At 67.1% G+C, this 20,984-nt stretch carries 22 protein-coding genes and 1 pseudogene; 13 read left to right on the forward strand and 10 right to left on the reverse strand.

Going from position 1 to position 20,984, the window contains the following annotated elements; all coding sequences use genetic code 11:
• Positions 1–164: 164 nt before the first annotated feature.
• Entirely contained in the window at positions 165–1,034 is an 870-nt protein-coding gene (locus JWS13_RS42205) for a LysR family transcriptional regulator (RefSeq protein ID WP_206011023.1), read from the reverse strand.
• Between the two features lie 131 nt (positions 1,035–1,165).
• Here JWS13_RS42205 and JWS13_RS42210 point away from each other — a divergent pair, with 131 nt between their 5' ends.
• The 3 genes from JWS13_RS42210 to JWS13_RS42220 all read left to right on the forward strand — a co-directional run bounded on the left by JWS13_RS42210 (position 1,166) and on the right by JWS13_RS42220 (position 3,777).
• Positions 1,166–2,200 carry a nitronate monooxygenase gene (locus JWS13_RS42210; RefSeq protein ID WP_206011024.1) on the forward strand — a complete coding sequence of 345 codons (1,035 nt, stop codon included), beginning with the start codon at positions 1,166–1,168 and terminating at the stop codon, positions 2,198–2,200.
• A gap of 68 nt (positions 2,201–2,268) precedes the next feature.
• Positions 2,269–3,474, forward strand: a complete 1,206-nt coding sequence (locus JWS13_RS42215; RefSeq protein ID WP_206011025.1) for a YbfB/YjiJ family MFS transporter — start codon at positions 2,269–2,271, stop codon at positions 3,472–3,474.
• A 126-nt stretch (positions 3,475–3,600) separates the two neighbouring features.
• Complete coding sequence (locus tag JWS13_RS42220; protein WP_241032515.1) at positions 3,601–3,777, forward strand: hypothetical protein; 177 nt, start codon at positions 3,601–3,603, stop codon at positions 3,775–3,777.
• On the opposite strand, the gene JWS13_RS42225 is transcribed toward JWS13_RS42220, so the two are convergent.
• Positions 3,778–5,184, reverse strand: a complete 1,407-nt coding sequence (locus tag JWS13_RS42225) for an amidohydrolase family protein (RefSeq protein WP_206011026.1) — start codon at positions 5,182–5,184, stop codon at positions 3,778–3,780.
• On the reverse strand, positions 5,181–6,386 hold the full coding sequence (locus tag JWS13_RS42230) for a CoA transferase (protein ID WP_241032516.1): 1,206 nt from the start codon (positions 6,384–6,386) through the stop codon (positions 5,181–5,183). Before JWS13_RS42230 ends, JWS13_RS42225 begins: the two co-directional genes overlap by 4 nt.
• Positions 6,387–6,461: 75 nt before the next feature.
• Here JWS13_RS42230 and JWS13_RS42235 point away from each other — a divergent pair, with 75 nt between their 5' ends.
• The 3 genes from JWS13_RS42235 to JWS13_RS42245 all read left to right on the forward strand — a co-directional run bounded on the left by JWS13_RS42235 (position 6,462) and on the right by JWS13_RS42245 (position 8,746).
• Positions 6,462–6,953: a hypothetical protein gene (locus JWS13_RS42235; protein WP_206011027.1), complete on the forward strand. Its 492-nt coding sequence runs from the start codon at positions 6,462–6,464 to the stop codon at positions 6,951–6,953.
• Entirely contained in the window at positions 6,950–7,225 is a 276-nt protein-coding gene (locus tag JWS13_RS42240; protein WP_241032517.1) for an AMP-binding enzyme, read from the forward strand. The genes JWS13_RS42235 and JWS13_RS42240 overlap by 4 nt, the downstream gene beginning before the upstream one ends.
• A 276-nt stretch (positions 7,226–7,501) precedes the next feature.
• A complete protein-coding gene (locus JWS13_RS42245; protein WP_206011028.1) occupies positions 7,502–8,746 on the forward strand; it encodes a reverse transcriptase family protein in 1,245 nt (414 codons plus the stop codon).
• Between the two features lie 17 nt (positions 8,747–8,763).
• Here JWS13_RS42245 and JWS13_RS42250 read toward each other — a convergent pair whose 3' ends face one another.
• The gene (locus tag JWS13_RS42250; RefSeq protein WP_206011029.1) at positions 8,764–9,510 is read right to left on the reverse strand and encodes an SDR family oxidoreductase; all 747 of its coding nucleotides are present in this window, start codon (positions 9,508–9,510) and stop codon (positions 8,764–8,766) included.
• Positions 9,511–9,683: 173 nt separating this feature from the next.
• Here JWS13_RS42250 and JWS13_RS42255 point away from each other — a divergent pair, with 173 nt between their 5' ends.
• Complete coding sequence (locus JWS13_RS42255) at positions 9,684–10,511, forward strand: NADPH-dependent oxidoreductase (protein WP_206011030.1); 828 nt, start codon at positions 9,684–9,686, stop codon at positions 10,509–10,511.
• 12 nt (positions 10,512–10,523) lie between these two features.
• Here the strand turns inward: JWS13_RS42255 and JWS13_RS42260 are convergent, their stop codons facing one another.
• Positions 10,524–12,032, reverse strand: coding sequence for an FAD-dependent oxidoreductase (locus JWS13_RS42260; protein WP_206011031.1), 1,509 nt, complete (start codon positions 12,030–12,032; stop codon positions 10,524–10,526).
• Positions 12,033–12,180: 148 nt separating this feature from the next.
• On the opposite strand from JWS13_RS42260, the gene JWS13_RS42265 reads away from it, so the two are divergent.
• Positions 12,181–12,798 carry a TetR/AcrR family transcriptional regulator gene (locus tag JWS13_RS42265; RefSeq protein WP_206011032.1) on the forward strand — a complete coding sequence of 206 codons (618 nt, stop codon included), beginning with the start codon at positions 12,181–12,183 and terminating at the stop codon, positions 12,796–12,798.
• Positions 12,799–12,806: 8 nt separating this feature from the next.
• On the opposite strand, the gene JWS13_RS42270 is transcribed toward JWS13_RS42265, so the two are convergent.
• Both JWS13_RS42270 and JWS13_RS42275 read right to left on the reverse strand, forming a co-directional pair.
• Positions 12,807–13,160, reverse strand: a complete 354-nt coding sequence (locus tag JWS13_RS42270) for a hypothetical protein (RefSeq protein WP_338050730.1) — start codon at positions 13,158–13,160, stop codon at positions 12,807–12,809.
• A gap of 70 nt (positions 13,161–13,230) precedes the next feature.
• Positions 13,231–13,410, reverse strand: a pseudogene (locus JWS13_RS42275) (ABC transporter substrate-binding protein); the annotation flags it as partial.
• A gap of 509 nt (positions 13,411–13,919) precedes the next feature.
• Between JWS13_RS42275 and JWS13_RS42280 the strand changes: the two are divergent.
• The 3 genes from JWS13_RS42280 to JWS13_RS42290 all read left to right on the forward strand — a co-directional run bounded on the left by JWS13_RS42280 (position 13,920) and on the right by JWS13_RS42290 (position 17,307).
• Positions 13,920–14,468, forward strand: a complete 549-nt coding sequence (locus JWS13_RS42280) for a hypothetical protein (protein WP_206011034.1) — start codon at positions 13,920–13,922, stop codon at positions 14,466–14,468.
• Positions 14,469–14,603: 135 nt separating this feature from the next.
• A complete protein-coding gene (locus tag JWS13_RS42285) occupies positions 14,604–15,869 on the forward strand; it encodes an IS256 family transposase (RefSeq protein ID WP_206010612.1) in 1,266 nt (421 codons plus the stop codon).
• 448 nt (positions 15,870–16,317) lie between these two features.
• Positions 16,318–17,307 carry an Lsr2 family DNA-binding protein gene (locus tag JWS13_RS42290; RefSeq protein WP_241032518.1) on the forward strand — a complete coding sequence of 330 codons (990 nt, stop codon included), beginning with the start codon at positions 16,318–16,320 and terminating at the stop codon, positions 17,305–17,307.
• A 133-nt stretch (positions 17,308–17,440) separates the two neighbouring features.
• Here the strand turns inward: JWS13_RS42290 and JWS13_RS42295 are convergent, their stop codons facing one another.
• From JWS13_RS42295 to JWS13_RS42305, 3 genes are all read right to left on the reverse strand, one after another.
• On the reverse strand, positions 17,441–17,905 hold the full coding sequence (locus JWS13_RS42295; protein ID WP_206011036.1) for a nucleoside deaminase: 465 nt from the start codon (positions 17,903–17,905) through the stop codon (positions 17,441–17,443).
• Positions 17,906–18,004: 99 nt separating this feature from the next.
• Complete coding sequence (gene cynS / locus JWS13_RS42300) at positions 18,005–18,475, reverse strand: cyanase (protein WP_206011928.1); 471 nt, start codon at positions 18,473–18,475, stop codon at positions 18,005–18,007.
• 73 nt (positions 18,476–18,548) lie between these two features.
• The gene (locus JWS13_RS42305) at positions 18,549–19,136 is read right to left on the reverse strand and encodes a carbonic anhydrase (RefSeq protein WP_206011037.1); all 588 of its coding nucleotides are present in this window, start codon (positions 19,134–19,136) and stop codon (positions 18,549–18,551) included.
• Between the two features lie 124 nt (positions 19,137–19,260).
• Here JWS13_RS42305 and cynR point away from each other — a divergent pair, with 124 nt between their 5' ends.
• Positions 19,261–20,172: a transcriptional regulator CynR gene (cynR, locus tag JWS13_RS42310; protein WP_206011038.1), complete on the forward strand. Its 912-nt coding sequence runs from the start codon at positions 19,261–19,263 to the stop codon at positions 20,170–20,172.
• Positions 20,169–20,612 carry a hypothetical protein gene (locus JWS13_RS45765; RefSeq protein WP_241032519.1) on the forward strand — a complete coding sequence of 148 codons (444 nt, stop codon included), beginning with the start codon at positions 20,169–20,171 and terminating at the stop codon, positions 20,610–20,612. Before cynR ends, JWS13_RS45765 begins: the two co-directional genes overlap by 4 nt.
• Positions 20,613–20,984: the final 372 nt, after the last annotated feature.

Consider the following 20,984-nt stretch of genomic DNA (forward strand, 5'->3'; position numbering starts at 1 on the left):
GTAGAAGTCCTCCTCGATGCGGTAAGCATCCATTGGTGCGGGCGGAGGCGAGCGCAGGGCGAAAACGTCGGCAGGCCCGACGAACAGGAAAAGATCGACGTCCTGAAGTCCCGCAATGCCGAACTGGAGCGGGAGATCGCGCAACTGCGCGGCGGCGGTGACGGTCAGCGGGGTTGAGCGACGGCGACGCCGCCGGGCGGGGGAGAGTTGCGGATCGCGGCGTCCCGCAACACCCGCAGCAGCGGCGTCACCCGGTTGCGGCGGTACACGAACCTCACGACCGCGGGCGGCGCACCGATCAGCGGGATGAAACGGACATTGCGGTGGTTCACTCGCCTTTGGGCGACTTCCGGAACCGTGCCCACACCGCGGTCCGCGGCGATCAGTTCGAGCCACTCGTCGAAGTTCGAGCACGTCACCACCGGGCCGTCGTGGTTCGGCCACAGATCCTCGGACGTGGTGCCGCTGAGGGTGTTGATGACGAGAGGAAGCGTTCCGAACTCGGCCCAGTCGATGGACTCACGGCTCGCGAGAGACGAGGCAGCCGAGACCGCCGCGATCCGCTGCTCCTCGAACAGCGGATGCTGCACGAACTCGTCGCCCGGGACGTCCCGCCGAACGACTGCGGCGTCCACGGTGGCGTTGTTCAGTGCGGCGATGGGGTCGTCGCAGCGACGCGGAACCACGGTGGCGCGGGAGTTCTTCTCGACGTCGTCGATCACCTGCTGCGCCCACGGGTCGGGGAGGAGCCAGCTGAAGCCGAGGGCGAGGGTTCGGGTGGTGTACAGCGCCACCGCGGAATCGAGGTCGCCGAGAATGACGCGAACCTTCTCGACGAAACCGGCGCCGTCCTCGGTGAGGGCGAGCGCACGCGAGGTCCGGTCGAACAATCGCACGCCGAGCGAGGCCTCGAGTTGCTGCACCGTCCGGGTGAGCGCCGGCTGGGTGATGTGGAGCGCGGTCGCCGCGGCAGTGAACGAACCCGCCTCGGCGACCGCCACGGCCGCCCTCAGATGCCGCAGTTCGATGGTCATAACTGCCAAGCATAGATCCAGCCGAAACGGCATTTCCGCATCCCCGATGCAGCGGTGCACGATGGTGGACGGAAGCGTGAGAAGGGCGTGAGCAGCGTCCGTCACGCCACCCATCGACCGAAAGGATCCTGGTGTTCGATTTCGAGGAAGACCTCCGAATTCCCATCGTCGGTGCGCCCATGGCGGGAGGGCCGAGCACACCCGAACTCGTTGCGGCGGTCTCGTCCACCGGTGGCCTCGGTTTCCTTGCGGCCGGGTACAAGAGCGTCGACGCGGTTCGCCGTGAGGTCGACGCGGTCCGCGCTCTGACGGATGCACCGTTCGGACTCAATCTCTTCGTCCCGGGCCGCCCCCTGGCCGACCGCGCGGCCGTAGAGGCCTACCGGGATCGGTTGCAGCCGCTCGCCGAACGCCGGAACGTGGTGCTGCCCGAGGTCGTCGACCGCGACGACGACGCCTTCGATGCCAAGGTCGACCTCGCAGTCGAGCTTGCCGTTCCCGTCGTGTCGTTCACGTTCGGCCTTCCGCCGCGAGGCGTCGTCGATCGGCTGCACGCGGTAGGCACTGCCGTCGTGGCGACGGTGTCGGATGTCGACGAGGCCGTGTCCGCCGCCGAGCGGGGCGTCGATGCGATCTGTCTGCAAGGAGTCGACGCAGGTGGGCATCGGGCGACGCTCGACCCGGACGCGGAGCCGGACCCACGTTCGACCCGGGAGTTGGTCGAGGCTGCCCGCGTTGCGGTCGACCGTCCCCTCGTCGCGGCGGGAGGGATCGCGACGGGCGAAGACGTCGCTGCGGCGCTCGCGGCCGGCGCCACCGCAGTCCAGATCGGTACCGCTCTCCTGCGCGCCGACGAGGCGGGCACCAAGCCCGCGCACCGCGCCGCGCTACACGACGACCGGTTCACCGACACCGTCGTCACCCGCGCGTTCTCGGGCCGTCCCGCCCGCGGCCTGGTCAACGATTTCATCACCGACTTCGACGCGTACGCGGTGACGGCATATCCGCAGGTGCACCTGTTGACGAGCGGGCTGCGGGCCGCGGCGGGCGCCGCGGACGACCCGCAGGGCCTCGCACTGTGGGCCGGCGTCGGGTATCGCATGGCCCGGTCGGCCCCCGCCGAAGAGATCATCCGGGACCTGTGGAGAGAAGCGCGGCAAGTCTGATGCCGCCCGGCGTCGCTGAGATCCGTCGCTCGGTAGGTTCGGCGGCGAACGTCCCTGGAAGAGAAGGCATGAACGCTTTAGGTAGCACCGAGGAGCGAATCTCGTTCCGAACCCCGACCTCGCCGTGGATCACGGTGGGCCAGGTGGGGGCTGCACTGGCGGCCGGCATGGGAATCGGACGGTTCGTCTACACCCCTGTTCTCCCGCTGATGGAGGCCCAGGCCGGTTTGACCCCCTCAGCGGGCGCCGCTCTGGCGACGGCCAACTATTTCGGCTATCTCGTCGGGGCGCTCGCCGGAATCGCCCTACCCGGCGTGATGCGCTCGGCGGCAACCCTGCGTGTCTCACTGCTTGTCCTGACCCTCACGCTGGCGTTGATGCCGGTCGCATCGAACGAAAATGTTTGGGGTGTATTACGATTCGCTGCAGGTGTCGCCAGTGCGCTGGTGTTCGTAGTCGCTGTCGGCGCCATGCACTCCCACCTGAGCGGTCGGGCAGCGCACCTGTCGGGGTGGGCGTTCGGCGGAATCGGAGCGGGTATCGCCCTGTCGGGTCTCGTCGTCCTCATCCTGCGGTCGATGAGCACGTGGGAGTCGGTGTGGTGGGCAGCCGCGGTGCTGACCGCGATCTGCACCCTCGCGGCGTGGACTCTCACACCGCAACACCCGGCATCCGCGGCGGCCGGCGAGCGTCGAAAGTCACCCGCGCAGGGGATCCGCCCGTTCGGTGCACTCTTCTTCAGCTATTCCCTCGAGGGCGTCGGTTACATCATCGCCGGCACCTTCCTCGTCGCGGCGATCGACCGGACCGCGGGTGGCCTCGCGGGCAGCGGCGCCTGGGTGCTCGTCGGGTTGGCGGCGCTGCCGTCCGGTCCGCTGTGGGCGTCGCTCGGTCGACGATGGTCCCGTCCGGTCCTGCTGGTGATCGCCCTCACCGTTCAGGCTGCCGGTATCGCGCTGCCCGCGGTGGCAGGCGGCATCGGGCCCGCACTGATCTCCGCCTTCCTGTTCGGGGGAACGTTCCTCGGCATCAGTCAGATGTCGCTCGCGATCGGCGCCCACCTCCAGTTCTCACGCGCGGTCGCGATTTTGACGAGCGGATACAGCCTCGGTCAGATCGCGGGCCCGCTCGTCGTGACACCACTGCTGTCCGACGGCTACCACCTCGCCCTGCTCGTCGCCGCGGGTATCGTCCTCGCCGCAGCGCTCGCGGCCGCCGGACTGAGCGTCCGGTCGCCTCAGCACGCCAAGGTCGAACACGCCACGGTCGAATAGGTGCGGGCCTTCGGAAACCAGGTATGCGTACGCGTACTTCGGCCGATGTGAGCAGGGCGAGCACCCGCCATGCTGGCTTTCACGCCGCCACCGCCGCGGCATGGGCACCAGCACACGGAGATCGTCATGGTCAGTGAACACAGAGGCCGAAGTTATCGACTGCTTCACACGATTCGCGCGAGCGTAGGCGGCGCGGCCTTTCTCGCCGGCCTCGTCATGGGCGCCATGGCGCTGGTCATTCTCGCTTTCCCGGCGCCCGGCGTGCAGGCCGCGACGGTCACGTTTCAGTGCCAGTGCAGTTGATCACGAACCGGGGCCGACGACGGATCCGTCGATCAGAGTGAGTCGCACGAGCGCGGTGGAAGGGTCGGTGAGGACCTCGGTGAGGGGCGTGTGCATCACCACGAGGTCGGCGGGTGTGCCGGGTCGGATGCTGCGGGGTCGGCCTCCTGGATCGGTTGCCGGCGGGAGGTAGGCGTCGAGTGCCTCTGCCGCGCTGAGGCGTTCGTCGCGGCCGACGACCTCGCCGGTGGGTGCCTTGCGTTCGACGGCGGCCGCGATGACCTGCCACGGGTCGAGTGGCCCGTAGGGTGCGTCGCTGGACAGCGCGACGGGGATGCCCGCATCGATCAGGGACCGGCAGCGGTAGAGGTCCGGTAGATCGACCGTGTCGACGTGCCGCAGGTAGTCGTCGCCCCGGTGGGCGAGGAACCCGGGCTGGGTGACGACGCGCAGGCCGAGTCGGTGAATCTCATCGAGGGTCTCGGAAGGTATGAGGGCGCCGTGTTCGATGCGGTCGCCCCGGATCGTGCCGATATCGTCGAACACGGCCATCAGGATCAGCAGGGCCTCGCGGCTGACGCAGTGCACGGCGACGGCGCGGCCGGTGTTGTGCACCCGTTGGATCAGGTCGGCCAGCTCCGTCAGGTCCGGTAGCCCGGAATCGGCCAGCACGATCTTGTGCGGCCCGACAGTCAGGCGTCCCGTCGACTCGGACTCTCCGGCGAGCGGCGCACCGAGCAGGTGCACCCGCTGCGGAAGCTCGCCGGAACGGGCCGCCGAGACGATCGCATGCAGCGAGTCCGGATGCAGGTCCGGGGTGGCATCGGTGACCGACGTGATTCCCAGGCGGGCCAGCGATCGGCCGATGGGCGCCAATGCCGGTGGGCGCGAGGCGGGGAGACGTTCGCGAAGCCAGTTATCGGCCCGCCACACCCGGCCGGTCGGAGCGCCGCTCGCGTCCCGTTCGACCCCGCGGTGATGGGCTTCGGCAAGCCCCGCGGCGGCGACTGCTGCTCCGTTGAGCACCCACATCGCACCGCTGCGATGCTGAATGCGGACCGGCCGTTGCGGGTGCAATCGGTCCAGAGCTGTGTAGTCGAGTTCGCCTGCCACGGTTTCGATATAGCCGACTCCGCGCACCCAGCCGTGGCCGTCGGCGACGGCGTGAGCAAGGGCATCGGCGAGTCCGGCCGCGTCCCGAACATCCGGCGGTCCGCAGCGGACCGAGACTGCGTCCGCCGCCATCGCATGCAGATGCAGGTGGTGATCGGTGAGACCGGGCAACACCGCCCCGCCGTTGGCGTCGATTACGTCGGCACCCTCGGCGGTCAAGTCCGGGCCGACCGCCGTGACAGAGCCGCCCGACACCCGCACGTCCGTCCCCGGGGCGCCGTGGACTTCCGCATTCCGGATCAGGATGCCGGTCATGGGTATCGGATTCCCAACCCGCGCAGGATGTCCGTGGTGTTCTCGCCGAACTCGGCGACCGGGCCGCGCGCGGTCCGGCGCTCCGGTACCGCCACCGCGTCGGGAACCGATCCGCCTTCCGCGGTCAGCGTGGACGCGACGACTGCGGACATCGAGATGTCCCACAGCTTCCCGGATCCGTCGGCCGGGGCCGACAGGGCCAGCGCGGCGGCGGTGAGCCCCGTCAGAGGGTCGGCGATCGCGTCCCCGACGAACAACGGGGAATCGTCGGTGTCCCGCGCGACCAGACCGGCGGCGGCCGCGATGTCGTCACCGAAGCCGATGCGCCCCGACGCCCGCCCGTCCGCGGTGATCGAGATCCACGTGGTGCCGTCCGCGACGGTCGCGTCGGCGGAAAGCCCGAACCGTTCGAGCGCGCGGGGCCGCGACGCCTCGATGACGATGTCCGCCCGGTCGACGAGTTCGGCCAGCGCCCGTCGGCCGTCCTCGGCGCCCGGATCGAGTACGACGGAGTAGTGGCCGCCGTGCAGCAGGGCGTAGAAGTCCGCATTTCCGCGTCGGGCGCCGTCGGGACGGGACGGTGTCTCGACCTTCACCACTCGCGCGCCGGCCAGTCCGAGGAGGTGCGCGCACAGCGGCCCGGCCCACAGTGCGCTGAAGTCGACGACCAACAGTCCGTCGACGGCGCGGGGAGTCAGGGGCTCGAGCGGGGGCGTCGGAATGGGATCCGCCTGCACGGGTGCGGCGGCGATCCCGAGCAACTCGGCGCGCTCACCGACCTCCGCTCCGGGGTGCGCGCGCAGCCAGTCGCCGACGGCCGGCCACGGATCGGCCTCGTCGATGTTCGCGCTGATCAGGGCCCCGAGAAGGCTGGGGTCGTCGGGTCTGGCGCACGACACGGCGGCCCACCCGTCGGCGGTCGGGAGCAGGCGGCAACTCCCTCCGACCGAGATGCGGCCTCGACGCCGGTGTCCGGTGAATGCGGCACGTTCGGAGAGGAGCCGAGCCCCGTCGACGCGCACCGGGTGTGGTCCGTCCGCCGTGACCTCCGCGATCCACGAGGCCAGCTCGCGCGCCACGGTCGCGGCCCGCCCGGGCGGCATGGCAAAGGGTCCGCCGGGGTGCCCGGTGAGGGCGAGAACCCCGCTCTCGGCCCAATCCCGGGCCGGATCGGAGGGGGCCACCGGGGCGGGGGAGGACACGGCGCCATGCTACCCCGGGCGCGAAGTGTGAAACCCGGCTGCCGACAATCGATGTGGGGCTGGCAATGTAGGGGAATGGGTAGCGACAACCTGACCATCACCCCGCAGGCTCTGGCGGACGGGGCCGCCGACGCTCCGCTGCTGTCCGAGGGTGCCGCCGTCGACGTTCCGATCCTGACAGTGGACCTCGACGGTGACGTCGACGCCGTCACCTGTGCCCGAGCTGGGGAGCGGGCGTGGGCGAGCGACCGGCTGCTGGTCGGATTGCGGCGTGGCCGCGGCGAGCCGTCGCCGGCGCTGTGGGACCTGCTGTCGGCGCTGGATACGACAATCGCGGCGCAGTCGTCACCGGCCGAGCGGTTTTCCGTCGCGGCCCACGATCCGGAGGCCGCAATCGGTGATTTGCACGCGGCGGTGCGGCAGAACGTGCATTCCTCGCTGGTGCTCGGCCAGGTGCTGAAGCTGTCCGAGCATCTGCCGGTACCGGCGGCGATCGACGTCGAATCGCTCGCATACTCCTGTCCGGCGGGGTCAACATCTATCCACAGGAGATCGAGGACGCGTTGACATTGCATCCGTCGGTCCTGGACGTTGCGGTGATCGGACTTCCGGACGACGAGATGGGCCAGCGTGTGCACGCGGTGATCGAGCCTGCCGCCGACGCGGTTCCGGGTCCGGCGCTCGAAGCCGAACTCATTGCCTACGCCCGCGATCACGTCGCGCACTACAAGGCACCACGGTCGATCTCCTTCGAGGAGGTTCCGCGACTTCCGAGCGGAAAGATACTCCGGCGAGAGCTGATGACTCGTCCGAGGATCGTCACGACCGTGGCGCATTGACCGTTGGACACGGGTCGTCGAGATGCTGGACCTCAGCTCGACTCGAGATTTCAACCCGATAGGGCCCACCCGATCGGAGAGCGTGTGGCATTCTCACGAAGTGCGGCGGTGGCGGGGTGAGAGTGGTGTGGCCGGTTCGCCGGCTGCGACCACGTCAGGGGTAACCCCTGGCTCGACAGTGTTCATCGGAGACACCGTCCGACGCGCGACCGCATGCTCCGCGTGCTCCGGCGCGCCGCAGACGACAGATATCGGTCACCTCGCACCGTCGCACGCATGACGGCCCGCCCGGCCCTGCCGCCCGAGGTCGCTCGTCGTCTCGCGGCGGTGGCGATCGACGGAGCCTGGACCAGGGCCGGCCTCGTCCTCCGCTTCGAGGAAACCGGAGTGCCGGACGCCGGCCGGATCGCGATACGGCTCCACGACCTCATGCCCACGCCGCCGATCGACGGCGCCGACAGCGTCTTTCGGCTGCTGTCGGAACTCCCGCTGATCGAGCGAGCAGAGCCGATCGTCGACGACGTATCCGGCAACGACTGGAAGTTCGACGTCCCGCAATGGTCGCGGACGGCGGCCGTTGCCGAGGCGGTCGGCCTCACGCCCGCCGAACTCGACTGGTTCGCCGATCCCGGCGGGTGGCTGCGCACGAAGGCGCCGCCGTTGCAGCACTACCGCTATCGGATCCGGTCGGACAACCGCCTGCTCGAAGCGCCCAAGGAACGCCTTCGGGAGGTGCAGCGCCGGATGCTGCGGACCGTCCTCGACCGCGTTCCGCCTCATGCGGCGGCGCACGGATTCGTCCGAGGTCGCAGCGTCCACACCTTCGCCGCTCCGCATGCGGGGCACGAGGTCGTGGTGCGCATCGACCTTCGCGCCTTCTTTCCGTCGGTTTCGCAGACGCGGGTGCGGGCGGTCTTCGACGCACTCGGCTATCCGACCCGGGTGTCCCGGGTGCTCGCCGGGCTCTGCACGACGTCGACCCCACCCGGTGTCCTCGCGCAGCTTCCGTTCGACGCGGCGAGCCGGCTCCGGGGTGCGCACCTGCCTCAGGGGGCGCCGACGTCGCCGGCGCTCGCGAATCTCGTTGCACACCGGCTCGATCGCAGGTTGACCGGACTCGCCCGCACCCACCGCGTCGCGTATACCCGGTATGCCGACGACCTCGCGTTCTCCGGCTCGGACCTTGCGGTGGATCGACTGATCCACGCCGTCGGCCGGATCGTGGCGGACGAAGGTTTCGCCGTCCACCCCGGCAAGACCCGGGTGATGCGAGCACACCGGCGCCAGCACCTGGCCGGGCTGGTGGTCAACACTCGTCCGCAGGCGGCCCGCGCCGAGTACGACGACGTGAAGGCACTGCTGTTCAATTGCATTCGACACGGACCGGATTCGCAGAATCGTGACGGCAGACCGCACTTTCGCGAGTACGTCTACGGACGCATCGCCTGGGTCGGCGAATCGAACGAGAGCAGGAAACGCTCGCTGCACGCACTGGCCGCCCGCGTCGACTGGGCGCGGTAAGGCCGCCGGAACCGCGGTCAGCCGCGGCCGACGTACGGCATGCGGGAGGCCATGATCGTCATCGTCGGCACGGTGACGTCGAGGGGGAGTTCGACCAGCCGGGTGACCGCGTCCGCGACGTACCGCGGATCGAAGGTGGGTTCGGCTCGCATGGACCCGTCCGCTTGGCGCGCGGAGTGGCTGATGCCGGCGGTCATGGCGGTGTCGGCGTTCCCGATGTCGATCTGGGTGCAGCAGATGTCGTGGTCGCGTCCGTCGAGTGCGATCGACTTGGTCAATCCCGAGACCGCGTGTTTGGTTGCGGTGTAGGCGACGCTGGCGGGTCGGGGTGTGTGCGCGGACAGGGAGCCGTTGTTGATGATGCGTCCGCCGCGGGGTGTCTGCGCCTTCATCATTCGGACTGCTTCGCGCGAGCAGAGAAAGACCCCGGTGAGGTTTGTGGCGACGGTCCGGTCCCAGTCCTCCGGTTCGATCTCGTCGACCGCGCCGGAGGGTCCGAAGGTGCCGGCGTTGTTGACGAGTACGTCGAGGCGGCCGAACCGTTCGGCGACGGCGGCGAAGAGGCCGTGCACCGACTGCGGTGAAGAAACGTCGGCGGGCACCACGAGCGCGTGGTCGTGCCCGTGCGCTGTCTGATCGAGGGCCTCACGTGTCCGTCCGGTCAGCACCACGTGGTGTCCGGCATCGAGTAGTCCGGTCGCGATGGACCGCCCGATTCCCGAGCCGGCACCCGTCACGACGATGACCCGTTCCGTCACGTTCACTCCTCAGTTCGATCGGTAACATATGGTTCGCGAACAACTGATGGTAACGATCGAACTGTCGCCGATCGCCGGTGTTCGACAGCGGCTGTTCGGCCGACTTGTTCGTGGTGCCCGCAGGAATCATGGTGCGCCGAACCCTGGAGTGGGGGAGTGGGGTCGGGTTTCCTGTCCCGGTGACCATCGCAGACATCGCACCTCGTACCGCACTGCAGCAGCGCTACTGGGACCCCGCGCTCACCGAACCCGCCCAGTGGAATCCGGTTCTGGAAGCCCTGCATTCGCACCGGTCGGTTCGCAACTACCTGCCCGATCCGCTGACCGACGAGACCCTCGACGTCCTCGTCTCGGCGGCACAGTCGGCCGCCACGTCGTCGAACCTCCAGGCGTGGAGCGTCGTCGCGGTCCGCGACCCCGACCGGAAGGCTCGCCTTGCCGCGCTCGCCGGCGACCAGGCCCACATCGTCGAGGCCCCGGTCCTGCTGGTCTGGCTCGCCGACTTCGCCCGCGTCCGCCAACTCGCCGGCGACCGCGGCGCGCCGATCGAGGGCGCCGACTACCTCGAGAGCAGCTACCTCGGGTTCATCGACGCCGCCCTGGCGGCGCAGAACGCCGTGACCGCGGCGGAGTCCCTCGGCTTGGGAACGGTGTTCATCGGCGCGATCCGTAACAAGCCCGAGGAGGTCGCCGCGGAACTCGGGCTGCCGCCTCACGTGTTCGCGGTGTTCGGGCTCGTCGTCGGACAACCCCATCCGGACGCCGACGCCCAGATCAAGCCGCGTCTGCCCCGGCAGGCCGTGCTGCACCACGAGACGTACGACCTGCCCGCCCAGCGCGACCACGTCGACGCCTACGAGGGGCGCATCGCCGCCTTCTACGGCACCCAGCAGCTCGAGCATTCGTGGACTGCACGGGTTCTGGACCGACTCGCCTCGGCAGCACGGTTGAACGGGCGCGATCGGCTCGAGGAATCGCTGATCCGACTCGGGTTCCCCCTGCGCTAGGGGCTGTCGACGCTATGAGCCAGCGACTTCGGAAATTCGATCCGCTGTGTCCGACGGGGCCGGCAGGGCCTGGATCGCGAGGCGGAGTGCAGCGCCCGGTTCGGTGCCTGCCGGCCACCATCCGGCCGTCGACCCGTCCGGGCGGGCCAGGAGTGCCCCGCCGTGGTGGATGCCCATTCCGCGGGCGGTGATGGCGTCGAGGTCGTGGACGACGAGCGGCGGCCCGGAAAGCGAGGTCGCGGCGCGCTGCCACGACGCGCTCGGGCGGGTCGTGAACAGCGTCAGCCCGGGCCCGAGCAGGTCGAGGGTGGACACCGTGTGGGCGTGGGAGGGCAGCCAGACGTGCGGGATTCGGCCGCCGAGGTCCGCAGGGAGTTCCTGCGCGGCGAGCCGGGTTCCGCCGCGCGGATCGGCCGAGCGGGCCACGTTGTGCGCGGCCACCGGTCGGCGTTCGGTTTCGTAGGTGTCCAGTAGCTGCGGTCCGGTCCAGCCGCGCAGTACCCAGGCGAGTTTCCACCCGAGGTCGTGGGCGCTCTGGATGGCGGTGTTCATGCCGGTGCCCCCGCGCGGCGTGATCTGGTGCGCCGCGTCGCCGGTCAGGAACACGGCGCCGTCCCGCCAGCGGTCCGCGAGCTGCGCGGCGAACGTGAAGGTCCCGATGCGTTCGATTCGCGGCTCCAAGTCGGCCAGTCCGCTGCCGAGCCGGATGAGGCGGGCGGCCTGATCCTTCGTCGGACTCGACACGAACTGCCGGGCGAGGTCGTGCTCCACGCCGTACACCCACCGGTCACCGCGGCCGGCCGGGACGAAGACCCCCGCGGCTTCGGGGTGGGTGACGGCGTAGATGCAGAAGCGGCGGTCGCCGAGCAGTTCCCACAGCGGGGCGCGGAATTCGGTTCCGATGGCCTGGGACAGCCGGCCCGGCCCACGCATGGCGATCCCGAGGGCATCGCGCACCGTGCTGCGCGCGCCGTCCGCCGCGACGACGTACTGGGCATGGACGGATCGGGTTTCGCGGCTTTCGACGTCGCGCAGTGTCACCTCGACACCGTCGGACCGGTGGTCGATTCCGGCCACCTCGGTGCCCATGACCACCCGCGCGGTGCCGAACGAGCGTAGGTGGTCGAGCAGCACGGGCTCGAGGTGATCCTGCGGAACCGAGGCCGGGGCGGTCGGGCTGAGGACCGCGCTCTGTTCACGCGTCGGGAAACTCGTCAGGTGTGCGTCACCGGCCGCGGTGAGCGTGGGACCGACCCATTGCTTCCATTCGACGTCCACCCCGCCCGCCCGGATCTCCCGCTCCAGGCCCCAGGAACGCAGCAACTCCATCGTGCGGGTACTGACCGAGGCCGCCCGCGGCAGCCCCGAGGGGGCCGGTCGCCGCTCTACCACCACGACCTCGATCCCGTGGCGAGCCAGGGTGATGGCCGTGGTCAGTCCCGCCGGTCCCGCACCGACCACGAGCACGGGCGTGGACGCCGGGGGACTCTGCGGGCGGGGGGTCGTGCCGAGGCTGTTCATGACGTCAGCTCCATCGTCGGAAGGCTGGTTGTACCGGTACCAGGAAGGTGTTCAGCCACTTCCCAATTTCGCCGGACAGTATGTCTTTCGATTACCAGCCTGAACTTCACGAGACGACATGTCAAGTGAAAATGTTAGAGTGACGCCTGTGGCGACCAGGAAGTATGAGCAGCGCCTGCGTGCGGAGGCGGCCGAGGAAACACGACGCAGCATCCTCGACGCGGTCTACGAGCGGCTGCGGGCAGCGCCGGCTACACCGGTGAGCGTCGACAAAGTGGCCCAGACGGCGGGTGTCTCCCGCTCCACCGTCTACCTGGTGTTCGGTTCACGAGCTGGGCTCTTCGACGCACTCACCACCGACTTGTGGTGGAACCGGGCGGGGTTCCAGGGGGTGGTGGACGCGGTGGAGCACTCGGACGCGCGCGAGCACCTACGCGGCGGGATCGACGCGGGAGTCCGGGTGTTCGCAGCCCACCGCGACGTCTTCCGGGCACTGTTCTCGATGGCCCAACTCGACGCGGATGCCGTCGGCGGGGCCATCGCGCGGATCGAGGAGAACAGGGCCGGGGGGATGGTCCACCTCGCCCGGCGGCTGGCCGAGCAGGACGTCCTGCGGCCGGACGTCACCGTCGACGAAGCCGCAGACCTGCTCTGGCTGCTGGCGAGCTTCGACAGCTTCGACCAGCTCTACACGGGGCGCAGCCTCCCCGTCGACGAGGTCGCTCGCATCCTGATCGCCACCGCCGAACGGAGCCTCTGCCGGTGAGCGGTGCGTCACGCCGGGTCGGTGGCCCTGCGGGGTTGGCGGCGCTGGTGGAACCGGGCGCGCTGGAGATCCAGGAGGGTCCCGCCCTCGGCATCTGCCTGCTGTTGTTTACGGGCAATTCCGACCCGAACGGCGGTCGTACGTCGGTGAAGTTCCGCCGCCCGGCCGTCGGCGTTCTCGTCGTCGAGAAAATGGGCGGCCGCGCGATCGCACCGAATCAGCAATTGTTCGTAGGCGAGGCGCGCCGGCGCTCGCTCGTCGAACTGCGTGATCGCGATATCCTCCACGAATTGCAAAGGGATGCGCAGTAATTGGTAATTCATTCGCAAAAGTGTCATCGGCACGCCGCGCAATGTTGTCACGATCGGGGATGCTAGCCCTCGTGGCCGACGTGTGTGCAGCGTTTCGCGTTCGCCGGGCGGTCGGTGGGTATCAATCACGGTAGGTGGGTATGGGCGGTCCGGCCACCGGGCCGAGTGGGGCCGCAGGCCAGTGGTTGTACAGACGCATCCAGGTGCCGTCGGCGCGCACTCGTTCGAGAGTGCCGTTGACCGCCCGCACGACGTCGTCGTGGTCCTTGTTCACACCGATGCCGTACTGATCCAACTGCAATCGTCGAGGTCCCGGACGGCGACGATCGTCGCGGTCGGCACCAGCCGCTGCACGGCAGGCGAGTGCCTCGGGGCGGGTCTCGGCGTCGCCTGCGTGTGCTTAGCTACCGGTCATGCGGCACCTGCGACTGCTCGTGCTGGCCAGTGAAGCGCACCGCGTGAACACCAAACTGGTCGCGACGACCCTTCGGGATCGAAACCATCACCCGGGCAAAGCGGACCTTCGTCGTCGAATCGCCAGAACAACAGATCGGCGGGTCTCGCCGATCGGGCACCCAAACCCCTGCGGACCATTCTCGACGCCGACCTGGTCCGGCATGATCTGCTGTGGGCCGGCGGTGGAGACCCCACACCATGTTCTGCGCGACCTACGCCGAACTGCTGGAACTCACTTCCGCCACAACGGCACCCGTCAATATCTGCTGAACTGGATCGCCCGACGCACACATCGGGAGTACGGCCAGCGATGCGGGTCACGCGGTCCGCACGCGGGCCTGACAGAATCACCACGTGTCCTGGAATCAGCCAACAATTACCGGATGGACGGCCCGGATCAACGACGACCTGTCCTCGGTCACGCTGATCGATCCGTCGCATATCACTCGCGCCGCACTGCGCCCCGGCCCCGGTGACGAATTCACCGCCCACTTCTCCCGCCTCGCGCGAGAATCCCTGGCCGAGCGCATTGGCCGCTACGGTGCCGCGCTACGCAAAGGCGTACCGGCATCCCTGGAACTGGCCGACGGAACCACCGGGGCCGTCACCGACCAGATGCCCGGAAAGATGCGCCGCAAATATAAACGAGCCGAGATCACTCTCCCCGGCCGCGCATACACACTTCGGCACACGTCCGGCCGCAAGGCGACCGCTGAGCGCGACGGAGCACCGCTCGCAGAGCTCGTACGTGGACGCGGACTCCGCTCCATCAGCGTCACGCGCACCACCCACGCGCACACCGACCACCTCGACGAGCTGATCCTGACCCTCTTCGAGAAGGTGATTGTCCCCGGCCGCAGCGGCGCCATCGACGAATTCGTATCAAGTCTCAGCGGAGTGTGAGTACCCGCAGCGTGGTTGGGCGACGTTCAGTTCGACTTATGGGGCCCTGCGGAGGGCGTTGGGGACTGTCTGAATAACGGTTGATCTGATCTTGGTTCGACACGCCGAGCTGCTGCTTGGCGGGAAGGATCGATGATGACCGAAACACTGGATCCCATGGCAGCGACCGAAGTGGATCAGAAGCAGTTGGCCGAGCAACTCCTGGCCCAGGCCAAGGAGCAGGGGGTGGATTTGATGGGCCCGGACGGGCTATTGAATCAGCTCACCAAGAACGTCCTCGAAACCGCGCTGGACGCGGAGATGACCGAGCACCTTGGCTACGAGAAACACGACGCCGCCGGCCGCGGGAGCGGGAACTCACGCAACGGCACCCGGACGAAGACGGTGCTGACCGAGATCGGACCTGTGGAAATCGATGTCCCGAGGGATACTGATTCCTCGTTCGCGCCGCAGATCGTCAAGAAGCGTCAACGTCGGCTGACCGGTATCGATGAGATCGTATTATCCTTGACAGCAAAGGGTTTAACTACCGGTGAGGTCTCTGCCCACTTCCAGGATATTTACGGAGCGACGGTGTCGAAGGACACCATCTCGCGCATCACCGACAAGGTCGTCGGCGAGATGACCGACTGGCAGAACCGTCCGTTGGACCGGGTGTACCCCGTGATCTTCATCGATGCGATTCACGTGAAAGTGCGGGATGGGCAGGTCACGAACCGGCCGATGTACGTCGCGATCGGGGTCACCGTCAACGGCGAACGCGACATTCTGGGTGTGTGGGCCGGCGACGGTGGTGAGGGTGCGAAGTTCTGGCTCTCAGTGCTCACGGAGATCAAGAACCGCGGTGTCGCCGACGTCTGCATCGTGGTGTGTGACGGGTTGAAGGGATTGCCCGATGCCATCAACACGGTGTGGGAACTCGCAGTGGTGCAGACCTGCATTATTCATCTGATACGCAACACCTTTCGGTTCGCTGCCCGGCAGTACTGGGATGAGATGGCGCGTGATCTCAGACCGGTCTACACGGCACCGTCCGAGTCGGCGGCCAAGGAACGATTCGATGAATTCGCCGGGAAGTGGGGCGCGCGGTATCCGGCGATCGTACGGATGTGGGGAAACGCGTGGACAGAGTTCGTGCCGTTCCTGGACTATGACGTCGAGATCAGACGAGTCATCTGCTCGACAAACGCAATCGAGTCCGTCAACGCCCGTTACAGGCGCGCGATAAGGGCCCGTGGACACTTCCCGACCGAGCAAGCAGCCCTGAAATGTCTGTATCTCGCCACACGGGCTCTGGACCCCACCGGGAAGGGTAAGGCACGATGGGTGATGAGGTGGAAGCCAGCGCTCAACGCGTTCGCAATCACCTTCGAAGGCCGCATCACCCCGAACGGTGACTAACCGACGCCGAGGTCGGATCCACCGTTAATCGGACACTCCCGGGCGTTGAGCGAACAGAGTCGCGCTGGCGGCTGGAGTGTGTATTTCGTAATCAATTGCTGAGGGTACGGACGCCCATCTGCATCGGTTATGGTTTCCGTGCAGTTCCAGACGTCACGACTCGGTGCAGATGTGATCCGGCGCACGCTGTGCTCGGAACCCTCATCGCCGAGTGCGTCAAACCTGACGCACTTGATACTGCAGCGGTCGAAGCATTTTCGGGGGTGGTGGGGAATCGATGTTCGGGGGCGAGTCGCGCGTTGGAGCCCGGATCATCGTGTTGGCCTGCCCAGATAAGCAATAACTGGAGATGTCGAAAAGCGATCTCAGGTGACCTTTCTGACTACCGAGAGAAGTTTGCCGTTACTGTGTGCGTTCGACGATTGCCCGGCGAAGAAGGAGAAACAAAATGGCCCAAACACCGAAGGGTTCGAAAGGTTCGGCGAAGACGACCAGGGAGATTCGCGAGTGGGCGATCGGTGCGGGTCATGATGTGTCGTCCCGTGGTCGGATTTCGGCGGAGATCGTGGAAGCCTTCGAGGGCGCTCAGGCCAAGAAGCGTCAGCCTGAGAAGGTTCAGGCAACAAGGGTTTCGGCGAAGAAGGTCTCCGTCGGCAAGCCGGCTGTGAAAAAGGTAGCCGCGGAGAAGTCTGTCGCGACGAAGGCTCCGGCGAAACGACTGGCTGTGAGGAAGGCTCCGGCGGCGAGGACAACCAAGGAGATTCGCGAGTGGGCGATCGGTGCGGGTCATGATGTGTCCTCGCGCGGTCGGATTTCGGCGGAGATCGTGGAAGCCTTCGAGGGCGCTCAGGCCAAGAAGCGTCAGCCCAAGAAGGGTCAGGCAACAAGGGGTCCGGCGAAGAAGGTCGCTGCGGGAAAGCGGACTGCTGAGAAGGTAGCCGCGCGGAAGTCGGTTGTGAAGACGTCGGCCGTGAAGAAGGTGGCCACGGAGAAGCCAGCCGCGACGAAGGCTCCGGCGGCGGCGACGACCAATGAGATTCGGGAGTGGGCGATCGGTGCGGGTCTCGGCGTGTCGTCCCGTGGCCGGATTTCGGCAGAGATCGTAAAAGCGTTCGACGACGCTCAGAAAAAGAAGGTTCAGGCAAAGACGGCTCGGGCGAAGAAGGTCGCTGCGGGGAAGCCGGCTGTGAAGAAGGCAGCCGCGGAGAAGGCGACCCCGGAGAAGACGGCCCCGGAGAAACCTGCCGCGAGGAAGCCTGCCGCGAGGAAGGCTCCGTCGAACAGAGCGGCGGTGAGGAAGGCTCCGGCGAAGAGGACGACCAAGGACATTCGGGAGTGGGCGCTCGGCGAGGGCCTCGATGTGTCCTCCCGTGGCCGGATTTCGGCGGAGATCGTCGACGCCTTTCATGTCGCGCAGGCCAAGGAGCCTGCCGCGTAGGCAGCATCACGGTCGTGATGAATCTCGCGGCCATGGTGCTGGGAAAAGGTCAGGTGTCGTCGGGATACCTCGTACGGTTGGCCGGCACAGCTAGCGAAGGGCAACCGCCTACGGCATGGCGCCGGAGATGGTGCTATGCCGAGTTCACTTGCCAGTGCCGGTAGACGTCGATGGCGTCATCGCGTGGTTCGTATCGCATGGGAAGGCGGCGTTCGTCCCAGGGTTTGGAGAACTCGTCGTAGAAGGTGGCGAGTTCGAAGTACTTGCGGTCGTCGACGTAGTAGCCCTCGTAGTCTGCGCGTGTGGTGAGGAAGACGACTTCGTCTGGTGAGCAGTAGTACAGCGAACCCAGGCACATAGGGCAGGGGTGGGCGAGGACGTAGATGGTGGCGCCGGTCAGGTGCTCGGTGCCCAGGTTGGTGCAGGCTTCGCGGATCGCGAGAATCTCCGCGTGGGCGGTGGGGTCACCGGTCTGGGCGACCTTGTTGGGGCTCTCGGCGACGATCTCGCCGTCCTTGACGATGACGGTTGCGAATGGTCGGCCACCCGTTGTGACGTTCTGGCGGGCGAGATCGATGGTGCGTTGGACGAAGTCCATGAGGTGTCCTCCTTCGATGAGTGGTCTGCGTGGGGGTGGGCCGGAAGATGCTTCCGGCCCACCCTGTCGATGCCTGGCCTGTGCAGGCTCGATGTCGGATCAGAACGGCTTCGTCGGTAAGTGCTTGCCGTCCAGTGTGATCACGGCGCGCTCGCCTCCCTCGGGGTCCGCAACCTTTTTCACGTCGAGCTTGAAGTTGATTGCGGAGATGATGCCGTCGCCGAACTGCTCGTGGACGAGCGCCTTGAGGGTGGTGCCGTAGACCTGGAGCATCTCGTAGAAGCGGTAGATGGTCGGGTCGGTCGGGATATTGCCAGGGACCGATCCTCGGGTCGGGACGGACTGGAGCAGCAGGGCTGCGTCCTCATCGAGGCCGAGCAGCTCAGCGACGGCCTTTGCCGACTGCTCCGGCAGAGGGTGCTGGCCGAGGACTGCGGCGGTGGTGAAGGCAACCGACAGGTCGGACGCGTCGGCGATCTGCTGCCAGGAAAGGCCCTTGCGGGTCTTGGCGTCGACAGCTGTGTTGGCGATGGCCTGACGGGCGGTCGGGTCGAACTGGGCCTGCATCATCATTGGTGCTTCTTTCCCTTCTCGGGTGGACCACGTCGCGAGGATCGCGAGGTGGAAGTTGTGTGTAGGGGAGTCAGGAAACGAGACCGGAGCCTGCGGTGGGCAGTACTTCGACTGCTCCGGTGGCGATGTCGAAGACCCAGCCGTGGAGGGTGAGCTTCTGCCCGGCCAAGGCGCGAGCAACCGAAGGGTGGGTGGACAGGTTCGCCAGCTGCGCGAGCACGTTCTGGCGCACCAGAGCGTCGACGTCACCGGTGACGGCGGTGCGGGCCCGGGAAGCGTCCGCGTGCCGCAGCCATGCGGCAACCGCGGGGGCACCACTGAGGTCGTGTCCCTGAGCCAGCGCGGTCATCGCGCCGCAGGCTGAGTGGCCGCAGACGACGATGTCCTTCACAGCCAACGCCGCCACGGCATACTCGATACTCGCGGCCACGCCGTCGGTTTCGGGCGTGTGGGCGGGCACCAGGTTGCCGGCAGTGCGGATGACGAACAGGTCACCCGGCTCAGTGCCGGTGATCAACTCCGGCACGACGCGGGCGTCGGAACAGCTGATGAACAGGGTATGCGGCGTGTGATGTGAGGCCAGGTGGGCGAACAATTCCGCCTTCTCCGGGAATACGGCTTCCCGGAAATGGGCGACACCTACGGCGAGGTCTTGCATGGGTCACTTCCTTCAGTGGTGATCAGCCCCTTGTCGGCTGTGACTATCACCCTGCACGAACTGCATCTATAGAGTCCAAGACTTGATATCCATCGATGCAATTGTTGGCAGCTATAGTTGACTCATGGCCGCCCTCGAACTGCGCCACCTGCGCTATCTGCTCGCCGTCGCCGAGCACGGCAACTTCACCCGCGCTGCCGAAGATCTACACATTTCCCAGCCCACGCTTTCTCAACAGATCAAGCAACTCGAACGCGCAGTGGGTGTACAGCTCCTCGACCGCACCGGCCGTAGAGTCCGGCTCACGGACGCCGGTGACGTCTACGTCGACCACGCCCGGCGTGCACTGCGTGATCTGAGCGCTGCCGAACGTGCAGTTCATGACGTCCAAGACCTCTCTCACGGCCATCTGCGCCTGGGTGCCACCCCCACCTTCGCGGCATACCTCATCGGCCCACTCGTTGCCGAATTCCACACCCGCCACCCGGGTATTGTCCTGACCCTCACCGAGACAACTCAGGATCGCATCGAATCGGCCCTGCTCGCCGACGATCTGGACCTCGGCATCGCCTTTACCGGGTCCCACCTCACCGGCATCACTGCTGCCGCGCTCTTCATCGAAACCCTCGGCCTCGTCACCGGCGTCCAAGGCGCTGATCCGAGTCCGGAACCCCTACCCGCCCAAGCATTGCACGACCAGCAACTGGCGCTGCTCAGTGGCGACTTCGCCACCCGCAGCCACATCGACACCTACTTTGCCGAACACCGCGTCGAGCCACGAATTATATTTGAGGCCAACTCGATTCAATCCATAATCGAGATCGTCCAACGCGCATCTGTGGCCACTGTTCTGCCGGACGCCATCACCCACGACCACCCCCACCTCGTCCCCGTCCTCCTCGACCCGCCCCTGCCGGCCCGTACGGTAGCCCTCCTCTACCGACAAGGCGCCTACATCAGCACCGCCGCCCGGACCTTCACCCAGACCGCCTACGAACTCGTCGGCTCTCGCGGCTACACCTCACCGCGACGGTGATCGCCGGCGCCCTGTCTGAGACCTTCATCCTGGACGGCGTGCTGACCGGAACTCCCTTACCGCTCGATAATTCGAGTTCACTTTCACCGCCACCAACGGGATCGGACGGGACGCCGAGCTGTCCGTGGTCCTCGACATTCTCGAACCCGTCGGTGCGCGACCGCTGTCCGCGGGAGGTGCTGCTCGCGCATGGCGCGGGGCGGATCGATCACGATCGGATGACAGCGGAACTGGTGGCACGGGAGTCCACGTTCGGGCATGTCGCGGCTGACATCGAGGCCTTGCGCCGACCCGGTGGGCTCTTGGATAAGGACGGTCCCCGCGCTTCGATCCATCTGTTCGATCCCGTGGCTCGCCGCCGCACGCGGGATGCGGTCGTCGACGCCTACCTCGCCGATCAGACCGAGGCGTCGGCCGTTAGTTCCCGGCGTTGGGGATGACGCGGACTGTGAATTCTCGCCGGACAGGTCGGCGTCGGGCAGCAGCTCGAAGGCCTTCGGTGTCGATGGCCTCGATATCCAACTCCTGACCGCACTCCTTCTGGCCCTCTCGTTCTGCGATGTTCACGCATCAGGAAAAGCTGGTGCACAGTAAGTTTAGGGTCAGCCGTGCGTCGCCTATCAATTCGAATGGTCGGTGCGGAGCGGCGGCCGGTACTCGTCGGCAGTGCCGGAAGGCCCGGACTGTGCACGATCGATGCACGGGCGGGGGCGTGCGCATGAATAGTGGTCCCAGTGGACGGGGTTTGGCGAGGACCTGCAATAGAAATGGATCGGCGGGAAATCTTTGCATGCGTTGGAGACCGCATTCCG

Source organism: Rhodococcus pseudokoreensis, from assembly GCF_017068395.1.
Classification (GTDB): Bacteria; Actinomycetota; Actinomycetes; order Mycobacteriales; family Mycobacteriaceae; genus Rhodococcus_F; species Rhodococcus_F pseudokoreensis.